This window comes from Mesorhizobium sp. M1182, assembly GCF_040318335.1.
Taxonomy (GTDB): domain Bacteria; phylum Pseudomonadota; class Alphaproteobacteria; order Rhizobiales; family Rhizobiaceae; genus Mesorhizobium.
The window spans coordinates 1-17,288 of the sequence record NZ_JAMYMD010000028.1 but is presented as its reverse complement, the minus strand read 5'-3'; the positions used below and the strand labels follow the sequence as shown (position 1 = coordinate 17,288).

Below are 17,288 nucleotides of genomic sequence, written 5' to 3'. Positions count from 1 at the left end.
TCGAGTTTCCCGGCTCCGCTAGCCTCGATGATAGCGGTCGAAGGACAAAACCAGCGGAGCATCATGGCAAATTGCGTCGATGATGGCGCTCGTCAGCGGCAGGCGATCGTGGGGAAGTACACCCCGGGCCATCATATTCTTCAAAGTCGGACCAAGGTCCAGCGCCAGTTGCGCGCCCTCGATCGTGTCTGAACTCATGTGTTCGCGCTTCGCCACGGAATAGGGCAGGCCGCGGCCGAGCAGGCGCCCCATGCGACCGTTACGGCCCGCCTGGCAGGTCACATAAAGATCGCCGGAGCCGGCCAGCCCCAGCACTGTTTCGACCTTTCCACCCAGGGCTTCGACCAGAATCGCCATCTCGGCGAGGGACTGCGAGAATAGCGACGAGGCAAGATTGTGCATCAGTGCGCCATTGGGCGCCTTGCCGTCGCGCTCGAGCAGCCCGACGGGAGCTCCAACGGCGAGTGTGTAGAAATTCTTGAAAGCGGCGCAGATCTCGACGCCGACGAGATCGGATGACGATCGCGCATGATAGAAAGGCGCGCGCAGAATGCGGGACGCCGCGGCCACCTGGTCGGGATCATGCCCGGCCACGATCACAGAGGTGTCGCGCTGCGCCGCCAGTTCGCCGGCAATGCAGGGTCCGCCGACGGCCATCACCGGGACCGACAAGCCGGTGCGTTGCTCGATCTCGCGGGCAAGCAGATGTGGCAGGATTTCCACGCCTTCGTCGCTTGCTGCAAGCCCTTTCGTAATCATCAGTATCGGCACGGGCGACTTGATGCTTTCTGCAATGCGGTCGATCGCCCAAGGAATGCCGGCCGACGAGACGCCGAGTACAAGCAGATCGGGTCCATCGTTCATCGCCGCAGCGAATTCGGTCCAGGAACAGGCGGTTACCACATCAGGCAGAGCGATGTTGAGGCGTGGGTGATGACTTGTGCTGGCCACCGAGCCGACGATCTCCCCATCGAGATGGGTCCCGACAAGAGTGATGCGGTTACCAGCGTGAGCGGCCGGAAGCGTCATGGCAGAGCCCATGACGCCGGCGCCGAGGATGATGATCCGCGCCATTCAGCTTCTTCCCTTGTCCAGCCGCTCGCCGCTGCCCTGGTCGAACAGATGGATTCGCTCAGGCGCCGGCTCCAGATGGATCACAGCTCCAGGAGAGAGCTCCATGCGGTCATGCAGCACCGAGCAGATTGCGGTGTTGCCCATGCTGGCAAAGATGTGGATTTCGGGGCCGGTCGGCTCGACAACCGTAATCCTCGCCGGAATTCCGCGCCCGTCGGCCACTGGTCGAAGATGTTCGGGGCGAATGCCGTAGATCACCTTTTGGCCGGGCCGGACCGCAGCCCCTGGCGGCAGCGGGAGGAATAGCTCGTCGGTCCGCACCACCCAGGCGTCGCGCTCGGAAGCCACCTCGCCATGGAACATGTTCATTGCGGGCGAGCCGATGAAGGAGGCGACGAAGAGGTTTGCCGGGCGATCGTAGACATCGAGCGGGCGCCCGATCTGCTCGATATGGCCGTCGCGCATAATGACGATGACATCGGCCATGGTCATGGCCTCGATCTGGTCATGCGTGACATAGACGGTGGTGGTCTTCAGCCGCTGGTGGAGCTCCTTGATTTCGGTGCGCATCTGCACCCGCAGCTTGGCATCGAGATTGGACAGCGGTTCGTCGAACAGGAACACAGTTGGGTCCCGCACGATGGCGCGACCCATGGCGACGCGCTGCCGCTGGCCGCCCGAAAGCTGGCGGGGGTACCGTTCCAGATAGGGTGTCAGGTTGAGGATCGATGCCGCCCACCCGACCTTCTGTTTGATTTCTTCGTTGGGGCGCTTCTTCAACTGCATGGAAAAGGCCATGTTGTCGAAGACTGTCATGTGCGCGTAAAGCGCGTAATTCTGGAAGACCATCGCGATATTGCGGTCTTTGGGATGGAGCATGTTGACGACCCTGTCGCCTATGGCGATCTCACCGGACGTGATGGGCTCGAGACCGGCTATCATGCGCAACAGCGTGGACTTGCCGCAGCCGGACGGCCCCAGCAGAACGACGAACTGGCCATCCTCGATCGAGAGATCGAGTCCATCGATAATCGAGAGGGCGCCATAGTCCTTCTTTATGTTGCTGATGGTGACAGACGCCATAAATTGCTACCCTTCGATTGCCCTTGCCGGTTGGATCTCATTTTCGCCATGCGAGCGATTGGCGATCGGATGCGCTCTCACCATTCGCTCTCCAGAAACTCTTCCAAGAGTCCCGCATCGGCGGCCAGGTTGACAAAGGACCATCGGCCGCGGATTTCTCGCGAATAGCGAATGGCGTCGTGCCAAAGCGCGCGCGGCAGGTCTAGTTCCGCGCCGGTGACCGGCCCTCCCGCAGCCTTGAGTGCTGCCTCCATGCGGGCGACCGGCATTGCCATGGGCCGAACCTCCTGGCGCAGCGCCGGCCAGATTTCCGCAAGCCTGCGGTTGAAGATTTCCGACTGGCTGGCGTCGAGTGCCGTCTTCTTCATCTCGGCAATGCAAAGTGGTCCAAGTTGCGCGCCATAACGGGCCAGCATCGCCGCCTCGTCGATGGCGGTCGGCTTCACCTGCGGCGGCTTTTCCATGTCCAGCAGCCGCGCTTGCAGCCGCGCCATGACCAGCGAGGCAACCCCCACCTGCTGGCCGTGCGTGGTGCCGGGATGATGGTCTTGCGCGAACATGTCGACCCAATGGGAAATCTGGTGCTCTCCCATGGACCCGGGATGGGAAACGCCGGCAAAGCACACGCCCATCGAGCACAGCGTCAGGACGCGCTGGAGATGCCCGACAGCGGTGACGTCATGCCTGGCAAGGCCAGGCGCATGGGCCAGCATCGGCTCCTCATCGCCCGCCTGCAGCAGGTAGGGCACCTCGGAATAGTAAGTGTCGAACAGCCGATGCGAAGCCCACCAGTCGATCTGGGCCGTGGAGCGGCAGAGGCTGTCGCCAAGCCCGGCGGCGCTGAGCCAGGCGGGCGCTGCGGCCGACACGCCAAGGTCCAGGAAGATGCCCCGGGGCGCGTGTGAGGGCAGCGAGATCTTGAGCCCGGAGGCCAAGGTCACCGACGCTGTCGAGGCGCCGTAGCCATTCATCGAGGCGGCCGTGCCGAAGACGGCATAGGGCCGCTCGTCGAGGAAGGTTGCATGCTTGCAGCTGTCATTGAGGACGCCCGACCCGACGGCCACGACCCCGTCGGCGTGACGTGTCTTCTCCCTGACCATCTGGATCGTCGCCTCATCACAGTCGAGGCCGTCAGGCAGCACGATTTCATCGATGTCGGCGATGGCACGCAGCGCCTTCGCGACGCGCCTGCCCATCACATCGACGGTGTTGATATCGGAGACCACGGCGATGCGGCTGCCTAGCTTCAGCGGCGCAACGAGATCCGCCTCGCGGCCCTCCGTCGTCTCGAGCAATTCGATCGTCTGGAACGGCAGGACCGCTGCCGCGCCTGTCTTGGGATCTGTCCAGCGTCCAGCTACAACGTCCTCGATCAACGCGTTCCAGTTGGTCGTTTCAGCCATGATCGGCCTCCATGAAGGCCGCGAGGCGCTGGTTCCAGGCTGCAAGCGTTGGCCAAAGATCGGCATGGATCGCAAGAAGTTCGGCGTAGAGCGCGGCCCGTTTCGTGTCCGGTTCGAAGGTTTTGGCCGGCTCGCTGGCCATTGCGAGCGACGCTTCGGCGATCGTGGAAAACCAGCCCACCCCCTTTGCCGCCGCCATCGCCGCGCCTAGCGAGGAGGCTTCGACGGTCGTCGAACGCTTTATTGGACGATCGAGTGCATCCGCCAGAATCTGCATCCACAGGTCGGACTTCGCTCCTCCGCCGATGGCTATGAACTGGTCGATGGTCTGGGCGGCAGCCGCAGCCGCCCGCTGACTTGTCGCGGCCTGATGCAGCGCTATGCCTTCCAGCACGGCGCGATAGATGTCGCCGCGGCGGCTCGAGCCCGAAAGCCCGGCAATCACACCACGGGCCGCACTATCCCAGTGCGGGTCCATGACGCCCTGCCAGTAGGGCAGGAGCATTATGCCGCCTGCGCCGATCGGGCTGGCAGCGGCTTCGGCCTCGAGCGCCTCCAGGGCATCGCTTGCGCCATGCAGATCGACGCCAAGCATCTCGCGCGCCATCCAGTCGACAAGAAAAGTGCCGGCGCGAAGGCACGTCTCGTAGATATAGCCATTGTCGGCGACCGCCGTTTCGGTGCGGAAGGCCTGGTCATGGACGTAGTCCGTGCCGAAGCTGCCGGAGACGACCGCTGTGCCGACGTTGATGTAAGCGCATCGCGGCTGCAACACACCAGCGCCCGTGCCGGCGCATTGACCGTCGCCGCCGCCGGCGACGATCGGCGTGCCCTCGCGCAGGCCCGTCGAAATGGCCGCTTCCGACGTCAGTTGGCCCAGAACGGTGCCGGGCCGCACCAGATCCGGCATCATGCGCCGGGCGACGCCCGCTGCCTCCAGTATATCGTTCGACCAGTCCATAGCCCGCATATCGAGTATGCCCATCGGGTCGGCGGATGCGGTGGACGTCACCCACCGGCCGCTCAAGCGAAAGACCAGATAGCCGTGGACTTCGGCCATCCGCTCCACCCGGGCAAAAATCTCGGGCTCTTGCTCGCGGAACCAGATCATGCGGTAAAGGCAAGGAATGACGTCCAGCGGCTTGCCGGATATTGCGTGGACGCGTGCCGCGCCGAAACTCTCGCCGAAGCGCCGTGCTTTCCCACGGGCGCGCTCATCGAGCCAGAGCGTTGCCGGCCCGACCGCCTGGCCTTGCTCGTCGAAAAGGCCGAAGCTTTCGCGTTGGTTGGCAATCGCAAGGGCGGCAATGCGTGCCGGCGAAACCGTTGACGTCACGGCGCGCAGCGCTGCGACCGTCGAGGTCCACCACTCGGCCGGATCCTGCTCGAAATAGCCCGAACGCGGGTTGGACATTGCAAGCGGTGCACGACCTTCGGCCACGGCCAGACCATTGCGATCCCAGGCGATCGCCTTGGTTGCCGAGGTCGAGGAATCAATGCCGATGACGAGATCAGGAACCATTGCCGCCACGTTGCCAACGGGCGAGGGCGGTCGAAACCGCCTTCGCCCAAATCACCGACCAGCCGCTAAAGACCGGCATCCTTGACTTTGCCGTCGACAATGCCGGCAATGGCATCCAGGCATGCCTTGGCATCGCCGCCATAGTCTTGGCCCGTAAGCAACTTGCCGAGCTCAACCGGAATGTCGTTGTTCGACAGATCCGCCCAGATCGGCATGTCCGGCTCCGATCCCATCTGGTTGTCGATCGTGTATTTGATCGCGTCGAAATGGCGTGTCGTTCCGGGACCGACAACGGCCTTCGCCTTGACCCGAGGATCTGTAAAAGAGGAATTGCGCATCGGCGAGGCCCCGCCGCCGAGCGTCGATACCCGCGCCATGACATCCTTCGAGCAGACCCACTGCATGAACAGCCATGCCGCTTCCTTGTTCTTGGAATATTGCGACAGCGAGATCGTCGAGCCGCCCTGGTGGCCGACGGCCGGGATTTCGTTGAAGCCGCAATCGGCAGCGGCGCGACGACCAGGAACTTCCTTGGGCGCGGGCAGGGCCTCGAACAGGCCTTTGACCTTGGAATCCTTGGCATCGAAGCCGGGGAAATCCTCGCCCCAGGTGATTGCCATGGCGGCTTGTCCCTGTGTCAGGGCCTGTCCTTGGCCGTCCCAGGTCCAAGTCGTCGCCGACGGCGGCGAGTTCTTGACCAGCTCCTGATAGAATTTGAGCCCGGCCACGCCACGCTCGTCATTGCCGACAAACTTCTTGTCCTTGTTGAAGACAGAACCGCCATGGCCCCACAATGCGAAGGTCCAGTCGCATTCCAGCGAATAGTGGCCGGACTTCGCCTGGCACGCGGTGCCGAAGATGCCGTTGCTCTTTTCTGCCTCTGTGAGCGCCTGGACGGCCTTGAGGTAGGCGTCGAGGTCTGTCGGCAGGGCAATGTTGTGTTTGTCGAAGAGATCCTTGCGGTACATCAGGATGAAGATCGGAATATCGAATGGAATTCCGCACTGTTTGCCGTTGTACATGGCGATGCCGTCGACCAGCGGCTTGGAGAAATCGTCCCAGTCGAAGTTGGGCATCGCCAGGTCTTTGTTCTGGTCGTAATACTCGCGCGGATCGACGACATCCTGGGCAAATGTCGCCATCCAGGACTGGTCGAGATAGTAGACGTCGTAGGTGCCAAGCTGGCCCTGTACGTCTTGCGTCGCCTTGGCGAGAACCTGCTCCAGCGGCACGATCTCGACTTCAACCTCAATGCCGGTTGCCTTGGTGAATTCACCCGCGACAAGCTGGTTGGCAACAATCGTTGGCGGCGTCGCTTCCGAAGTGTAGCGGATTTTGGTGCCGGCATATGGTTTGCCGACGTCGGCCAGCCACTTCAGCATATCGGCGTCCTGGGCGCGGGCTTCTTCAACCCCGAGGCCCAGCATCCCCCGATTGGTGCGGCCACCACCTAGCATGGCCGATCCGAAGGCGGAAAAGCCGACGCCGGCGAGCGCCATCTTCCTCATGAAGTCGCGTTTGGTTATCCGGCGCGCCGTAAAGTCATTGCAGGTATCGGCGACGAATGTCTTCTTGTCGTGTTCACTGAAGCTCATGATCGTTCCTCCATTGCGTTTTTGTCGTCGTTCTTCTCGTCTGCGCCTCACTCCTTCAGCGATCCGAGGGTGAGGCCGCGGACCAGATGCCGTTGAACCAGCAGGATAAAGATGAAGCTGGGTATGATCGCGGACGTGCCGAGCGCTGTGATGTAGCCCCACTCGGTCGCGGTCGAGGTGACAAAGGTCGAGATCTTCACCGGCACAGTGCGGATCGACGTTGTCAGGAACAGTGAGAGCAGGAACTCGGTCCACGAAAAGATGAAACACAGCACGGCCGTCGCAGCGATGCCGCCCTTGACCATGGGAAGGACCACGCGTCGGAACGTCTGCCAGCGCGTCGCGCCGTCAATAAGCGCCGCCTCATCAACCTCGCGCGGAACATCGTCGAAGAACGACTTCAAAAGCAGAACCGCCAGCGGCAGGTTGATCAAACTGTGAACGAGGACGAGGCCCGTATAGGTATCGCGCAAGCCGAGATCGCGGAACATGAAAACGATTGGAATGACGATCGCGATTGGCGGCATGAAGCGCTGCGACAGAATCCAGAACAGGAAGGACTGCTGGCCGCTGAACTGCATTCGCGACAGGCAATAGGCGGCCAGCGTGGCCAGCAGCAGCGTCAGCGCCGTCGATCCGACGGCTATGATGGCGCTGTCGAGCAACGACTGGCGCGAATCGTAGGAGCTGGCGCCACCCTTGATCACCCCGGCCGCCTCGCCGCCCTGTTCCATGCCGATGTCGACGCGTGAGACGCCAACCAACGTCACGCGGTAATTGTCCGGCGTCGGTGTGAATCCGACGTAGACCGGTCCGCTGCGGTCGAAGATCGCCGAATAGGGTTTGATGGACGACAAGGCCCACCACGCGATGGGGAACATGAAGATCGCCACCACCAGGACGGCGAGCACGTCGCGGGCGATCGTTTGGGCGCGCGACGACTCCATCAGAACCTCACCTTGAACAGCCTGACGAAGAGGTTCGAGACGACGATCAAGACGACGAGCACGATCAGCGACAGGGTTGCGGCATAGGGGAAGTCTCCGGTGAAGTAGATACGGCCAGCGTAGAACGAAAGCGTCTCGGTGGCCGTGCCTGGCCCGCCGGCGGTGATGATGTAGACGTAGTCGTAGATGCGAAAGAGATCGACGCCGCGGATCAGCACCGCGACCGCTATCACCTTGCGCAGCATCGGCAATGTGAGCCGCAAGAAGGTCTGGATGCCGTTGGCACCGTCGATCGCGGCTGCCTCGAAAGGTTCCTTCGGCAGCGCCCTGAGCCCTGCCAGGATGATGAGCACCATGAACGGCGTCCATTGCCATATGTCCGCCAGCAGGATCGCCGCCAATGCGGTTCCGGGCTGCGTCAGGATCGGCTGTGCCGGCGAGATCAGGTCGAGGGCATACAGGTAGAACGACAGGACGCCGAAAGAGCCGTCCTGCATCAGCAGGAACATCATTCCGGTCACCGCAGGCGGCACCACCAGCGGCAGTGTCATCAGCGCCCGCAGCACGCCGTAACCTTTGCGATCGGTGTCAAGCAGAAGCGCGATGAGGATGCCGAGCGCAAGCTGAACCACAAGCGCGACGAAGGTGTAGATCAGCGTGGTTTCCAGCGAATGCCACATACGCGCATCCGAGAAGGCGCGCGTCCATTGGTGGAGCCCGGCGAAGTCGAGCTGACGGGAAACGACATTGCGTTTGTGAAGCGACAGCCAGACCGAATAGGCGAGGGGATAGATGCCGAAAACGAGAAGCATCACCGTGATCGGCGCGAGCCAGGGGAAAGGATGCTCGGCAGTCATGAACCGGGGAAGGGCCCATCTGGGCGCTTCGCGGGTCACGGTCACCGTGCTCACGCGCAAATCTCCGCTCGGTCACACAGACGCATCGGCCTTCTCCCTATCGGCCAGATTGTGCCAACTTGAACTTTTGTAAGTTTGTTGTGCCTTTTGTTAAGAACGTGTCGGACGGCCGCCGAATTGTCAAGTCGGTTCCGTCAGCGCTCAAGGGATTTGCTCGTGGTCCCAGAGGATGCCGTGATCGCCGAGTATGGAGTTGTTTTGGAGGAAACGCCGCCGGCAAATGCCGTGCACCAGCCTCAAACGCGCTCAGGGCCGCCGCCAATTTTGGCTGCAACATCCTTGGCCCTCGAACTATGCAATTAGCGCTAAGATGCGATAAACTGCGCAGTTACAATAAGACCCTTTTCCTTACGAATTTACAAATGCTTAACCCTGATGCCGTTTCGAGCTTAGTTGTCCGCGGACAACTCACCGACGCCCTTCCGGTTCCTGGCCCGCATGGCAGACCGGATCAAGTTCAACGTGCCCGGCATCTTCCGTCTCGGCGTGGTCGATATCCGCCGGCCGAAGTCGATCCGCCATCTCGACGGCATCTAAGGAGGCGATGATGAAACACCAACAACCAGGCAGGCCCGCGCGGTATCAACACCACCAGCGGTCCGGTTTTCCTCGATCCGGCCAGACCGCCGATGTCGACGTGAGCGCAGCCGAAGTGAAAGTTGCCAAGGCAACCGGCTGGTTCCCCTTTCCCGGTAAGAATTCGTCCCAATCCGACGAATTCCTCCAAGGCAAGGGCACCGACACGGAACGCGAGGACCTCACCAAGCAGGCGAATCAGCTCGGCATCGACCATGCCAAGAACGTCCCGACCGACAAGCTTAAGGAACTCGTTGACGCGAAGTTGCGCGGCCGCTGATCGATTGCTATCCGCCGGAGGGCCGCGAGACCTATCAGCGCTCCATCACCATCCCGCTGGCGACCGCGCTCGGCCGGGCGCATTAAGAGGCGCGCCTCACCTACACCTGCGTGCAGAAGCTGGCCTTCCCGATCGAGGTGACCGCGCCGACCGTCTATTTCGACATCGTTCCGGCGCCGGCAACGCTGACGCCGCTGACCCCGGAAGCGCCTTAGCAACCCGCGCCCGGCGGTTCCGGGCAATCTCTCAAATAGCAACTCGAAAGGAACGGCCAGGACAGTCACCGTCAAAATCCTTGTGGGCGGCAACTACCGTGCCACAATCAAGCCCACCATCGACGGTGCCGAAGGCAGCGTTCAGATCGGCCCTAAAGGAGAAAAGCCGGTCTGATATTTCAGAGAGTGATTAGAAATGGTAGTTCAGACCGACGCGGACAATTTGCCCATCATTGCTGAACTTGTAGGTCCCAATTCGCCCTTGCGGGCCACCGACGCGGTAAAGAGCTTGATATCAAACATTCTTTTTGGTTCAGACTCGTGGGACATTCAGACTCGTGGGACATGACCCACACGACGCGCTACCGTGTGTCTCGCCATCACGCCACCGCCATCCGACTTTGAGAAAGATCAGGTAGACCGGTCGAAACGGCCCGATTTGCGAAGCTTCGCAAGCAAGCTCTCTGCCGCGCCGTGGTAGTTGGCAGAGGCCTGCTCGGCCATCGGCAGCGAACTCCACACGGTTAGTTCGGCCACCAGAAAGTCGTTGTCTGCGTCCACCGGCGCGGATCTAAGTTGTCCGTTTTTATCCATCATGATTGCTACCACGGTGTCGTTTGCGCCGTACCCAATCGCCGCCATCCTCTGAATGCGAGAATCGCCGTCCACGCGAACGTCGAACAAGACGGATCCGCCAGTTTTCTCCGCGATGTCATCCACTCGGTCGGAAAACGCCCGATTCATACCGCCTGTATTGGCAAGTGATTGCTCCAACAAAACCAGTTCAACATACTCCGCCTTCATGCCGTGACTATGGGCGCACAGGCCCAATCGGCAATCCTACCCGCATCTTTTCACACAGGAATCCCAATGACATCCTCCAACGCGCCGCGGCGTGCGCGGCGAGATCAAGGTGAAACCGAACCAAGCACGAGACAGATGATATTGGTGATGATTGCGATTTCGACGCTGTTCCAGGTGGCTGCGATCAAGCGGTCGTTCTGCCACAACGAAGCGTAGCACTCCGTCGTCCCTGATTGTCCTGACCCAAAAGCTCCTCCCCAGGAAGAAACTAAGCCTTGAGCGGGCGCGTGGGCGGCTGCAGCATCCGCAGACAACCCTCCGATCTCTTTCCGCTTCCTCGCAGGAGCGCCAGCTCCATGTTCGGCGTTTGCGCCGATTGCTGAGGGACGGAGACAAGGAACGCGACTGCCTCTCCGCTCGTTGACCGTCTCGACCCGAGTTGCCGTCATGCCCTCCAACTCCATACGCAAAACGGGGTCTGATCCGGAAAGAAGAATCCTCTCGGTCTGGTTTGTAGCCAGTGCCAAGGCATACCGAGTTTGAGAGCGTTCCGCCGGAGACCTTTGCCGCGTTCCGGGCCGCATCCGCCAGGGTCGCTATTTCGACGACGCATGCGCAATAACTTCCGGTACCACCTTGTTGCTGCCGGTAGCGACCGGGGGACAATCTGACATTTCGGTGCCGAGTTCGTCCTTTACGCTCCAACCGTCGGTTTGTGGACGCATTGAAGCTCTGGAACACCAGTGGCCCTGAGCGCGCATCGCGCGGAAATTTGCGGCCTGTTGCGATGCTCCGCCAAGCGGCCGGATGTTCAGCGTGTCAGACCGCAGTCCGTGCAGGTCTGGCCTCGGCCAGTCGACGTTGTGCAGACCTAATCCTGTCGCACAGCGCGATGTTAATGCCGACGCCGCAGTCTTTGTCCAGGATTTCGGTGGCACGTGGAGAGACAGCTCCGCTTGTTCACGCGCTGCCTGGCTTTAGGCAACTCGATGTTCAAAAGATCGACCATCATTCAAGATCCGAGGGGGCCCCTTCGATTGTTAACCGGCCCCGGTCGCATTGGTTCCAGTGGGAATCTGCACAGGGATTGGACGCGAGGACTCGTAAGCCTTGGATTGCCGACCAACTGCGGCCACAAAATCTTGCCATCGATTGCCTGCGGCGGCGCTGGCCAGCCGCAGCTCACCAACGGCGCCTCATCGGGCCAAGGTGATCGCCCGAGTACGAGTTTGGAGCCAAGTCGGGTTAAGCAGCAGTGTCGAGCGGCGCCGCCGGCGTCTGCGACTAAGCCAGCTTGCCGATGCTAGGTCGGCTTGGCAAAAAACCCCGGCAGGGTATGGACGGTATATTACTCGACCCTAATTAAGCGCCATGTTCCGCTTGCTGCTTAGCTTCGTCTCATTGTTATTTTCCACCACGCTTCTTTATGCGCAAGAGTGGCAGCCCTTCGGCATCAAGCAGTTTGGCTTTGTATTCGATGCGCCCCCCGGCTTTGTTTTAACTCAGCGTTCCGACCAGGGAGCAGCTTTTCAGGGCAAAAACGAGGCCTTTCTTGCTGTTTGGGGCGCAAGGCTCGGAAAGGCCAGTTTCCGCGCCGAAATAGAGCATCGAATTGTCGAGGATGAAAAGGCGGGCTGGAAAGTGACCTATCGGCGCGTTAAGCCGACGTGGGCCAGTTATTCCGGTATCAGGGACGGGCAAATCCGCTACGTACGCGTCATTGCCGTCTGCAATGACGGTGCGGCGCTCTTTATAATGAACTACAGCAGATCCGAAAAAATCGCCTACGATCCCGTCGTCGTGCGAATGGTGCGATCGCTACGTGCGGAAGGCTGCTAAAGCCTAAGACTTTCAGAAATATGTGTGGACGTTGATCGCGCTGGCCTGCAGCGAAGACTGAGATTTAACTGCAACAGCGGTTCTCGGTCGCCCCGTTCCACCGCCGCACCGCCAACGTGAGGGAATCTGCCGTTTCCGTGGCTCCGCAACGGCGAAACCGAACCAGGCTGGGCGCCTATCCCTCACCGCGACCGCGGCGCAGCCGAGGAGATGGGGATGTTACGGTCCTCTGTTTAGGGTCGAGGGTCAAAAAGTTTACCAGCTCCCGACCGGAAGCTGGTCGCAGAGGAAGTCCTTCTCTAAATTCCATGGCAATCCTTTGGTTCGCACCTCCAGTGTACGTCAAGACGGAGCACGACGGCTTCCGCTAGGGGTCCACCACGTGCACGCTGCAGCCAAGGAGCTCCTGAAGCAACCGTGGCCCTGACTGGAACCTCGCGGTGCGCGTTTGCGTGGCTGTTATTGCCGACGAGATGAGCCTGAGGAGTGCCGCAAGGCGTTCCTGGCCGCTGCCATGGAGGAGGGGATGCTTTTTCCTGATTAGCAGGTCGTGTGGCTCTTCGCACAAGCCAAATTCGATCACCGGCTCAGACATCCCTTCCAAACATTTCCACCCCCTCTAATTGTCCCTCGATGGCAACCCATTGGTTCGTCCCTCCGGTGTTCGTGAAGACTGAAACCGGCGACAGGCATGGCTGCAACAATGCGAGGACAGCCCTTGAGCAACTCAAGAGGTGGACCCGCAGAGGACCTCGCTGGCACAAGGCGGTGACCCTCTGCCTGTCAGATCTAGAGGGCGATCCGATTGACCCTCAGGTGGTACGAAAGGCCTTTGAGGCTGCCGCCAAGGAAGCCAAGATGTATCTCTCCCCGTAGGAGGAGGAGAATTTCTCCCAAAGATTCAGTCCTTTATTCAGTACGATTCGAACATTGATTTGTTCGAGAGGTGACCTAAGTGGCCGCTTGGGTTCTCGCTGAGGTGGGAGGCCTCGTATGAACCTTTGGACGGACTGTCGACCCGACAAGGTGACGGCCAAACAGCTTGTTCACGAGCTAATCCTGCAAGCCCCTCGCGGCCAAATCATCTCCGTCAAAGACACTATCGCAGCGGTGCGCCGAGACGGGCCGAATCTGGTGGAAAGTGACTGCGCGCTGGTCGAACTTATTGTCGAGATTGCGCCAGCCGTTGGCCTGTTTGTCGGGTTCGATCTTCGCGAATAGCCGCATGGCTCTCCACTGGTTCAACCCTATAGGATCGTGAGCGGCACGGGGAACTTAGCGAGCTGGTTACGAATCCCCGCTCGGTAGTTCGACCAAACATTCTGGACCCTTTTAGAAACTGCTATTGCTGGCGTTATGGCTCTGCGGGTACCGACATGGTTGTTGCCTATGTGGCAGGTCATATTTCGATTGAGGATGTTCAGATGACGCACCGCGTGATGAGCGAGTTGCGGCGCAGACTTGAGGCAGATGAAAATGTCGAAGAGCAGGCCTGGGCCGTCAGTGAGCGGCGGGTCTCGGACTCAATGCCTGACGACGCGCCCGTGATCTCGCAATCCCGCGCTTAGGACGTCGGGACCGCTGATGCCACAACAACAAGCAGAGCCGCAGTCGCGACAAACGACGTCGAGGCGAGCAGCAGTCCAATCAGGGTTACGAGACCGTCGCATTCCATCAATGCGACGGCCAAGACTACCAGTGAGAGCACCGGCAGGATATTGCCGAAGGGAATCAGCAGGGCGATAACGACAGCGAGCAGGAAGATCGGAACGCCGAGCGCGTCTGCACCGTCGGGCCCGTCAGGATCTGCAGCCGACCGGTGCGCACCACTTTCTCCACCCGGCTGATCATCGGCACCGAATGACGGACCATAAGACCGAACGCCACAGGCGAAAACTGGCGCTCTCTGATGATGGCGGGCAACCAGACCCTCCGGCTGCCCGCGACGATCTGGAGCGGGACCAGCGCGAGCCCGCTGCCGAACACCGTGCCGAACGGCCCCGGGATCGGCGTCAACGCTGGGATGGCTCGGACATCTCACCCACGCAGCCGGTCCTCACGCATCCTCGCCGGCTCTGTTCAGAGCCCGGACAAGGGCTGCGCATTGCGGGTCCTGGCTATCCAGAAGCTCCGCCGGCGCGGTACGGCCAATCGCTATATTGATGGCGGTGGACCGCCGCCCAGCCGTAGTCGCCGGCGGCGCGCTCGATGAGTGGCGGGTCCTGAGACGTCAGGCAGTTCTGAGACTGGCGAACGATCTCCACGGAAGCTTCGCGCGCTCTCCGACCAACTCAAGGAGGCCAGTGGTGACAGCTTCCAATCGAAATATATCGACATGCAGACCCAGGCGCATAAGGAAGCGGTGGCGCTGTTTTCCGCTTACGCAGATTCCGGCGACGATCCGGCTGAAATGAAGGAGTTGCCAAAAAGACGCTGCCAGTGCTGCAGATGCACGAACGTCACGTCAAGGATCTCGCTGCCGCGCATCAATGGCGACGACCGCCAGCGGCTTCGCAAACGGAAACGTCCGGCATGAAGGGAGCGGCTGTCGTCGGGACCCGGGAACAAAGTACCGAGAGTGCCGTTATTCACCTGGCTTATTCCCGAGAGGATCCAACGGGAGGCGGCATTCGCGAGGCGCCAAGGGCAGTAGAGCTGGGTTTCGGCACCGTCCCGATTGCCGCTGTCACAGGCTGAATCGATTTCCGGCCAGGACAGGTTACCATGCGCTACGGCGAGATATTTGCAAACGCAACGGCACTCTTGTTGGTGACGCTGATGATTGGCGGCGTCTTCGTCCTGTTTGGAGAGCCGCTGTGGCCGCGGCACTACGCGAGAATGGTGCTGGTCACGGATATCGATGCCATGACCACCGCGTCAGTCCGAACAAGCTGCCTGCCCAGTCCCTGCCTGCCCGACACCATCGATCATACCGTGCTCACTCCTCGCCCCGAGGACGGACCTTGATTTGCGATTTGCAGACGCTGGAGCTGGGTACGGAAAAGCCCGCCGCCCGAGCTGCGCGGCGGGCTTTTTTGGTGAATCAACCCACGGTAGACCGTCTGGCCACGACTAGGTCAGGATAATCACGATCTTGTAGGTATTCGGGTCGACGATGACGATCCGGCCGTCAGCGAGCACGAAATACTCGTAATTTTCATAAGCCGGAACGATTTTGACGATGCGCGCCGGCAGACGATGCAGCCGGACCTTCTTTCGCGGGACCTCGACGCCGACGGAGATGTCGAAATCGACATTGGAAACGGGTTGGACGTTCGTTTCCTTGATGACCTGGGTAATCTGGGTCTTCTGTTCAACGGTCACATTGCTGATGGAAGCGGTCGAACTCTGGTCCTGCGTCTGCGTCGAGGCATTGCCTTGGGTCTGCTCGGTGGTCGTGGTCCCGGCCTTGCCCTGAGCCTGCTCGTCGATCTTCATCTTGGTGCTGCCCGTGGCCTGCTGGTCGGTCGTGGCGCCAGGCTTGCCCTGAGCTTGCTCGGTGGTTGTCGTGGTTCCAGCCTTACCCTGAGCCTGCTGTTCGGTCTGCATCTTGGAGCTGCCCTGAGCCTGCTCGGTGGTGGTGGTTCCAGCCTTGCCCTGGGCTTGCTCCTCGGTCTTCATCTTCGTGTTGCCCGTGGCCTGCTGGTCAGTCGTGGCGCCAGCCTTGCCTTGGGCTTGCTGATCGGTCTTCAGTTTCGGTTTGCCCTGGGCTTGCTGGTCAGTCGTAGCGCCAGCCTTGCCCTGAGCCTGCTCGCCGGTCTTCAGCTTCGGTTTGCCCTGCGCCTGTTGATCAGTGGTGGCGCCGGCCTTGCCCTGAGCCTGCTCGCCCATCTTGGCGCCGTTCTGGCAATTGGCAGTGCCGGCTGCACAATTGGCGCCGGACTGATCGCCGGTCGACTGCTGCGTCTGGGCAAGTGCGGCCCCGCAGCTGACGCTGATTGCTAACATGCTGGTGATCAGAACGCCTTTCATGAGAGATCTCCTTGGAAAACGCGTCCCTTCACCCCGCAAAACTGCGTCTAAAAAACTTTGTTCCAAACTAATGGAGGGAAACGGCAAGCGATCCGAGTGGCGGAACAAGCTCCACCTGATGACGTTACCGGCCTATAGCGACCCCGCTGCGAACAGCATGACGCGGCGCAGCGCAGAGGTGGCTCACGAGGAAAGGAGACAATCATGAGAATGCATCTTTCGGCGGCCGCGGCTGGGTTTTTGCTGCTTGCGGGTGTCGGCGCCGCTGCCGCTCAGGACGTGGTCATCGAACCGCAGCAGGAGACGATCGTACGCGAGTATGTGAAAAAGCAGCCTCTGGCGTCCGTCCAGCTTCCCGGCGTGGAGCTCAATGTCGGCTCGACCCTGCCCGATACCGTCGAGCTTCATGAGGTTCCCGACGTCAAATACCGCTATGTCGTCGTCGACAATCGGACCGTCCTGGTCGATCCTGGCACGCGCAGGATTGTAAAGGTCATCGAGTGAGCAAGCGCGTCGCTTTGAAGGGACATGCGGCGACGTTGAGCGACAATGAAGTACCGCACCGACACCGTGGCTACTGGCCATCGTGGCAAGGACAACGGTGCGCCTGACAAGGCCGGGGATGACCAAAGCCCCGCTCCGGCGTTGGGGCGAGGGCGGGGGACGCTTTGGCCGGAGCGGGGTTAGGCTAGGTAGTCACCTCGTGGCAAGCAAAGGCGACCGCAGTTAAGACTAGCGGATTTTGTGGCGCTTTCAATATTTCAATATCCGTGACTGGGTGCCTATCGCCTCAGCGGCGCTGGTAAGGAAGCGGGCTTCTCAAGAGCGAGTTCCAGTTGAGGTTGCCCAATAGGTTGATGAGATCGCGCGCCTGTTCGACGGTGATCCCCGTTTCTTTGACCAGCCGCAGAATGACCGGGTCGTGCATCGGCGGTGGATTGGCGACTTCGCCGGCATCGTAGAACCTTCCAGCGGGAGCCCAAATCATCGGGACGAGGTAGAGCGTCTGCATTAATGGGCAAGAAGGACATTCTACAAGCGGACGTTTGTACCTGCTGAAC

Annotated in this window: 19 protein-coding genes and 2 pseudogenes; 9 read left to right on the top strand and 12 right to left on the bottom strand. The window is 60.7% G+C overall.

Features of this window, described 5'->3' with window-relative positions; translation table 11 throughout:
* Positions 1-18: 18 nt before the first annotated feature.
* The 7 genes from NKH33_RS25225 to NKH33_RS25195 form a co-directional block, all read right to left on the bottom strand.
* Entirely contained in the window at positions 19-1,074 is a 1,056-nt protein-coding gene (locus tag NKH33_RS25225; protein WP_352618009.1) for a hypothetical protein, read from the bottom strand.
* Positions 1,075-2,157 carry an ABC transporter ATP-binding protein gene (locus NKH33_RS25220; protein WP_352618007.1) on the bottom strand — a complete coding sequence of 361 codons (1,083 nt, stop codon included), beginning with the start codon at positions 2,155-2,157 and terminating at the stop codon, positions 1,075-1,077.
* A 77-nt stretch (positions 2,158-2,234) separates the two neighbouring features.
* Positions 2,235-3,560 (bottom strand): iron-containing alcohol dehydrogenase, encoded by a 1,326-nt coding sequence (locus tag NKH33_RS25215; RefSeq protein ID WP_352618004.1) that lies wholly within the window; start codon positions 3,558-3,560, stop codon positions 2,235-2,237.
* Complete coding sequence (locus tag NKH33_RS25210) at positions 3,553-5,082, bottom strand: xylulokinase (protein ID WP_352618001.1); 1,530 nt, start codon at positions 5,080-5,082, stop codon at positions 3,553-3,555. The genes NKH33_RS25215 and NKH33_RS25210 overlap by 8 nt, the downstream gene beginning before the upstream one ends.
* Positions 5,083-5,147: 65 nt before the next feature.
* Entirely contained in the window at positions 5,148-6,677 is a 1,530-nt protein-coding gene (locus tag NKH33_RS25205; protein WP_352617999.1) for an ABC transporter substrate-binding protein, read from the bottom strand.
* Positions 6,678-6,724: 47 nt separating this feature from the next.
* Positions 6,725-7,624, bottom strand: a complete 900-nt coding sequence (locus NKH33_RS25200; RefSeq protein WP_352617997.1) for a carbohydrate ABC transporter permease — start codon at positions 7,622-7,624, stop codon at positions 6,725-6,727.
* Positions 7,624-8,535: a carbohydrate ABC transporter permease gene (locus NKH33_RS25195; RefSeq protein WP_352617995.1), complete on the bottom strand. Its 912-nt coding sequence runs from the start codon at positions 8,533-8,535 to the stop codon at positions 7,624-7,626. Before NKH33_RS25195 ends, NKH33_RS25200 begins: the two co-directional genes overlap by 1 nt.
* Before the next feature lie 399 nt (positions 8,536-8,934).
* Between NKH33_RS25195 and NKH33_RS25190 the strand changes: the two genes are divergently transcribed.
* Both NKH33_RS25190 and NKH33_RS25185 read left to right on the top strand, forming a co-directional pair.
* Positions 8,935-9,078, top strand: a complete 144-nt coding sequence (locus NKH33_RS25190; RefSeq protein WP_352617992.1) for a major capsid family protein — start codon at positions 8,935-8,937, stop codon at positions 9,076-9,078.
* A gap of 100 nt (positions 9,079-9,178) precedes the next feature.
* A complete protein-coding gene (locus tag NKH33_RS25185) occupies positions 9,179-9,397 on the top strand; it encodes a hypothetical protein (RefSeq protein ID WP_352617989.1) in 219 nt (72 codons plus the stop codon).
* 626 nt (positions 9,398-10,023) lie between these two features.
* On the opposite strand, the gene NKH33_RS25180 is transcribed toward NKH33_RS25185, so the two are convergent.
* Positions 10,024-10,416 carry a hypothetical protein gene (locus NKH33_RS25180; RefSeq protein WP_353016357.1) on the bottom strand — a complete coding sequence of 131 codons (393 nt, stop codon included), beginning with the start codon at positions 10,414-10,416 and terminating at the stop codon, positions 10,024-10,026.
* A gap of 1,371 nt (positions 10,417-11,787) precedes the next feature.
* Here NKH33_RS25180 and NKH33_RS25175 point away from each other — a divergent pair.
* From NKH33_RS25175 to NKH33_RS25160, 4 genes are all read left to right on the top strand, one after another.
* A complete protein-coding gene (locus tag NKH33_RS25175; protein WP_352474337.1) occupies positions 11,788-12,255 on the top strand; it encodes a hypothetical protein in 468 nt (155 codons plus the stop codon).
* 633 nt (positions 12,256-12,888) lie between these two features.
* Complete coding sequence (locus NKH33_RS25170) at positions 12,889-13,131, top strand: DUF982 domain-containing protein (protein ID WP_352503259.1); 243 nt, start codon at positions 12,889-12,891, stop codon at positions 13,129-13,131.
* 117 nt (positions 13,132-13,248) lie between these two features.
* Positions 13,249-13,476: a hypothetical protein gene (locus NKH33_RS25165; protein WP_352921977.1), complete on the top strand. Its 228-nt coding sequence runs from the start codon at positions 13,249-13,251 to the stop codon at positions 13,474-13,476.
* 155 nt (positions 13,477-13,631) lie between these two features.
* Positions 13,632-13,823: a hypothetical protein gene (locus NKH33_RS25160; RefSeq protein WP_352619117.1), complete on the top strand. Its 192-nt coding sequence runs from the start codon at positions 13,632-13,634 to the stop codon at positions 13,821-13,823.
* Here the strand turns inward: NKH33_RS25160 and NKH33_RS25155 are convergent.
* Positions 13,820-14,241, bottom strand: a pseudogene (locus NKH33_RS25155) (exopolysaccharide biosynthesis protein). The gene NKH33_RS25160 and the pseudogene NKH33_RS25155 sit on opposite strands and share 4 nt — an antisense overlap.
* Positions 14,242-14,311: 70 nt before the next feature.
* A pseudogene (locus tag NKH33_RS33300) lies at positions 14,312-14,519 on the bottom strand (hypothetical protein); the annotation flags it as partial.
* On the opposite strand from NKH33_RS33300, the gene NKH33_RS25150 reads away from it, so the two are divergent.
* The gene (locus tag NKH33_RS25150; RefSeq protein ID WP_352619115.1) at positions 14,468-14,791 is read left to right on the top strand and encodes a DUF4142 domain-containing protein; all 324 of its coding nucleotides are present in this window, start codon (positions 14,468-14,470) and stop codon (positions 14,789-14,791) included. The pseudogene NKH33_RS33300 and the gene NKH33_RS25150 overlap by 52 nt on opposite strands.
* A 188-nt stretch (positions 14,792-14,979) precedes the next feature.
* Positions 14,980-15,222 (top strand): polymerase, encoded by a 243-nt coding sequence (locus tag NKH33_RS25145; RefSeq protein ID WP_352686328.1) that lies wholly within the window; start codon positions 14,980-14,982, stop codon positions 15,220-15,222.
* 105 nt (positions 15,223-15,327) lie between these two features.
* Here the strand turns inward: NKH33_RS25145 and NKH33_RS25140 are convergent, their stop codons facing one another.
* Complete coding sequence (locus tag NKH33_RS25140; protein ID WP_502906771.1) at positions 15,328-16,335, bottom strand: DUF1236 domain-containing protein; 1,008 nt, start codon at positions 16,333-16,335, stop codon at positions 15,328-15,330.
* 96 nt (positions 16,336-16,431) lie between these two features.
* On the opposite strand from NKH33_RS25140, the gene NKH33_RS25135 reads away from it, so the two are divergent.
* Positions 16,432-16,731, top strand: a complete 300-nt coding sequence (locus NKH33_RS25135) for a DUF1236 domain-containing protein (protein WP_352473090.1) — start codon at positions 16,432-16,434, stop codon at positions 16,729-16,731.
* Between the two features lie 286 nt (positions 16,732-17,017).
* Here NKH33_RS25135 and NKH33_RS25130 read toward each other — a convergent pair.
* A partial coding sequence (locus tag NKH33_RS25130) for a hypothetical protein (RefSeq protein WP_502906770.1) occupies positions 17,018-17,288 on the bottom strand: 271 nt, incomplete at its 5' end.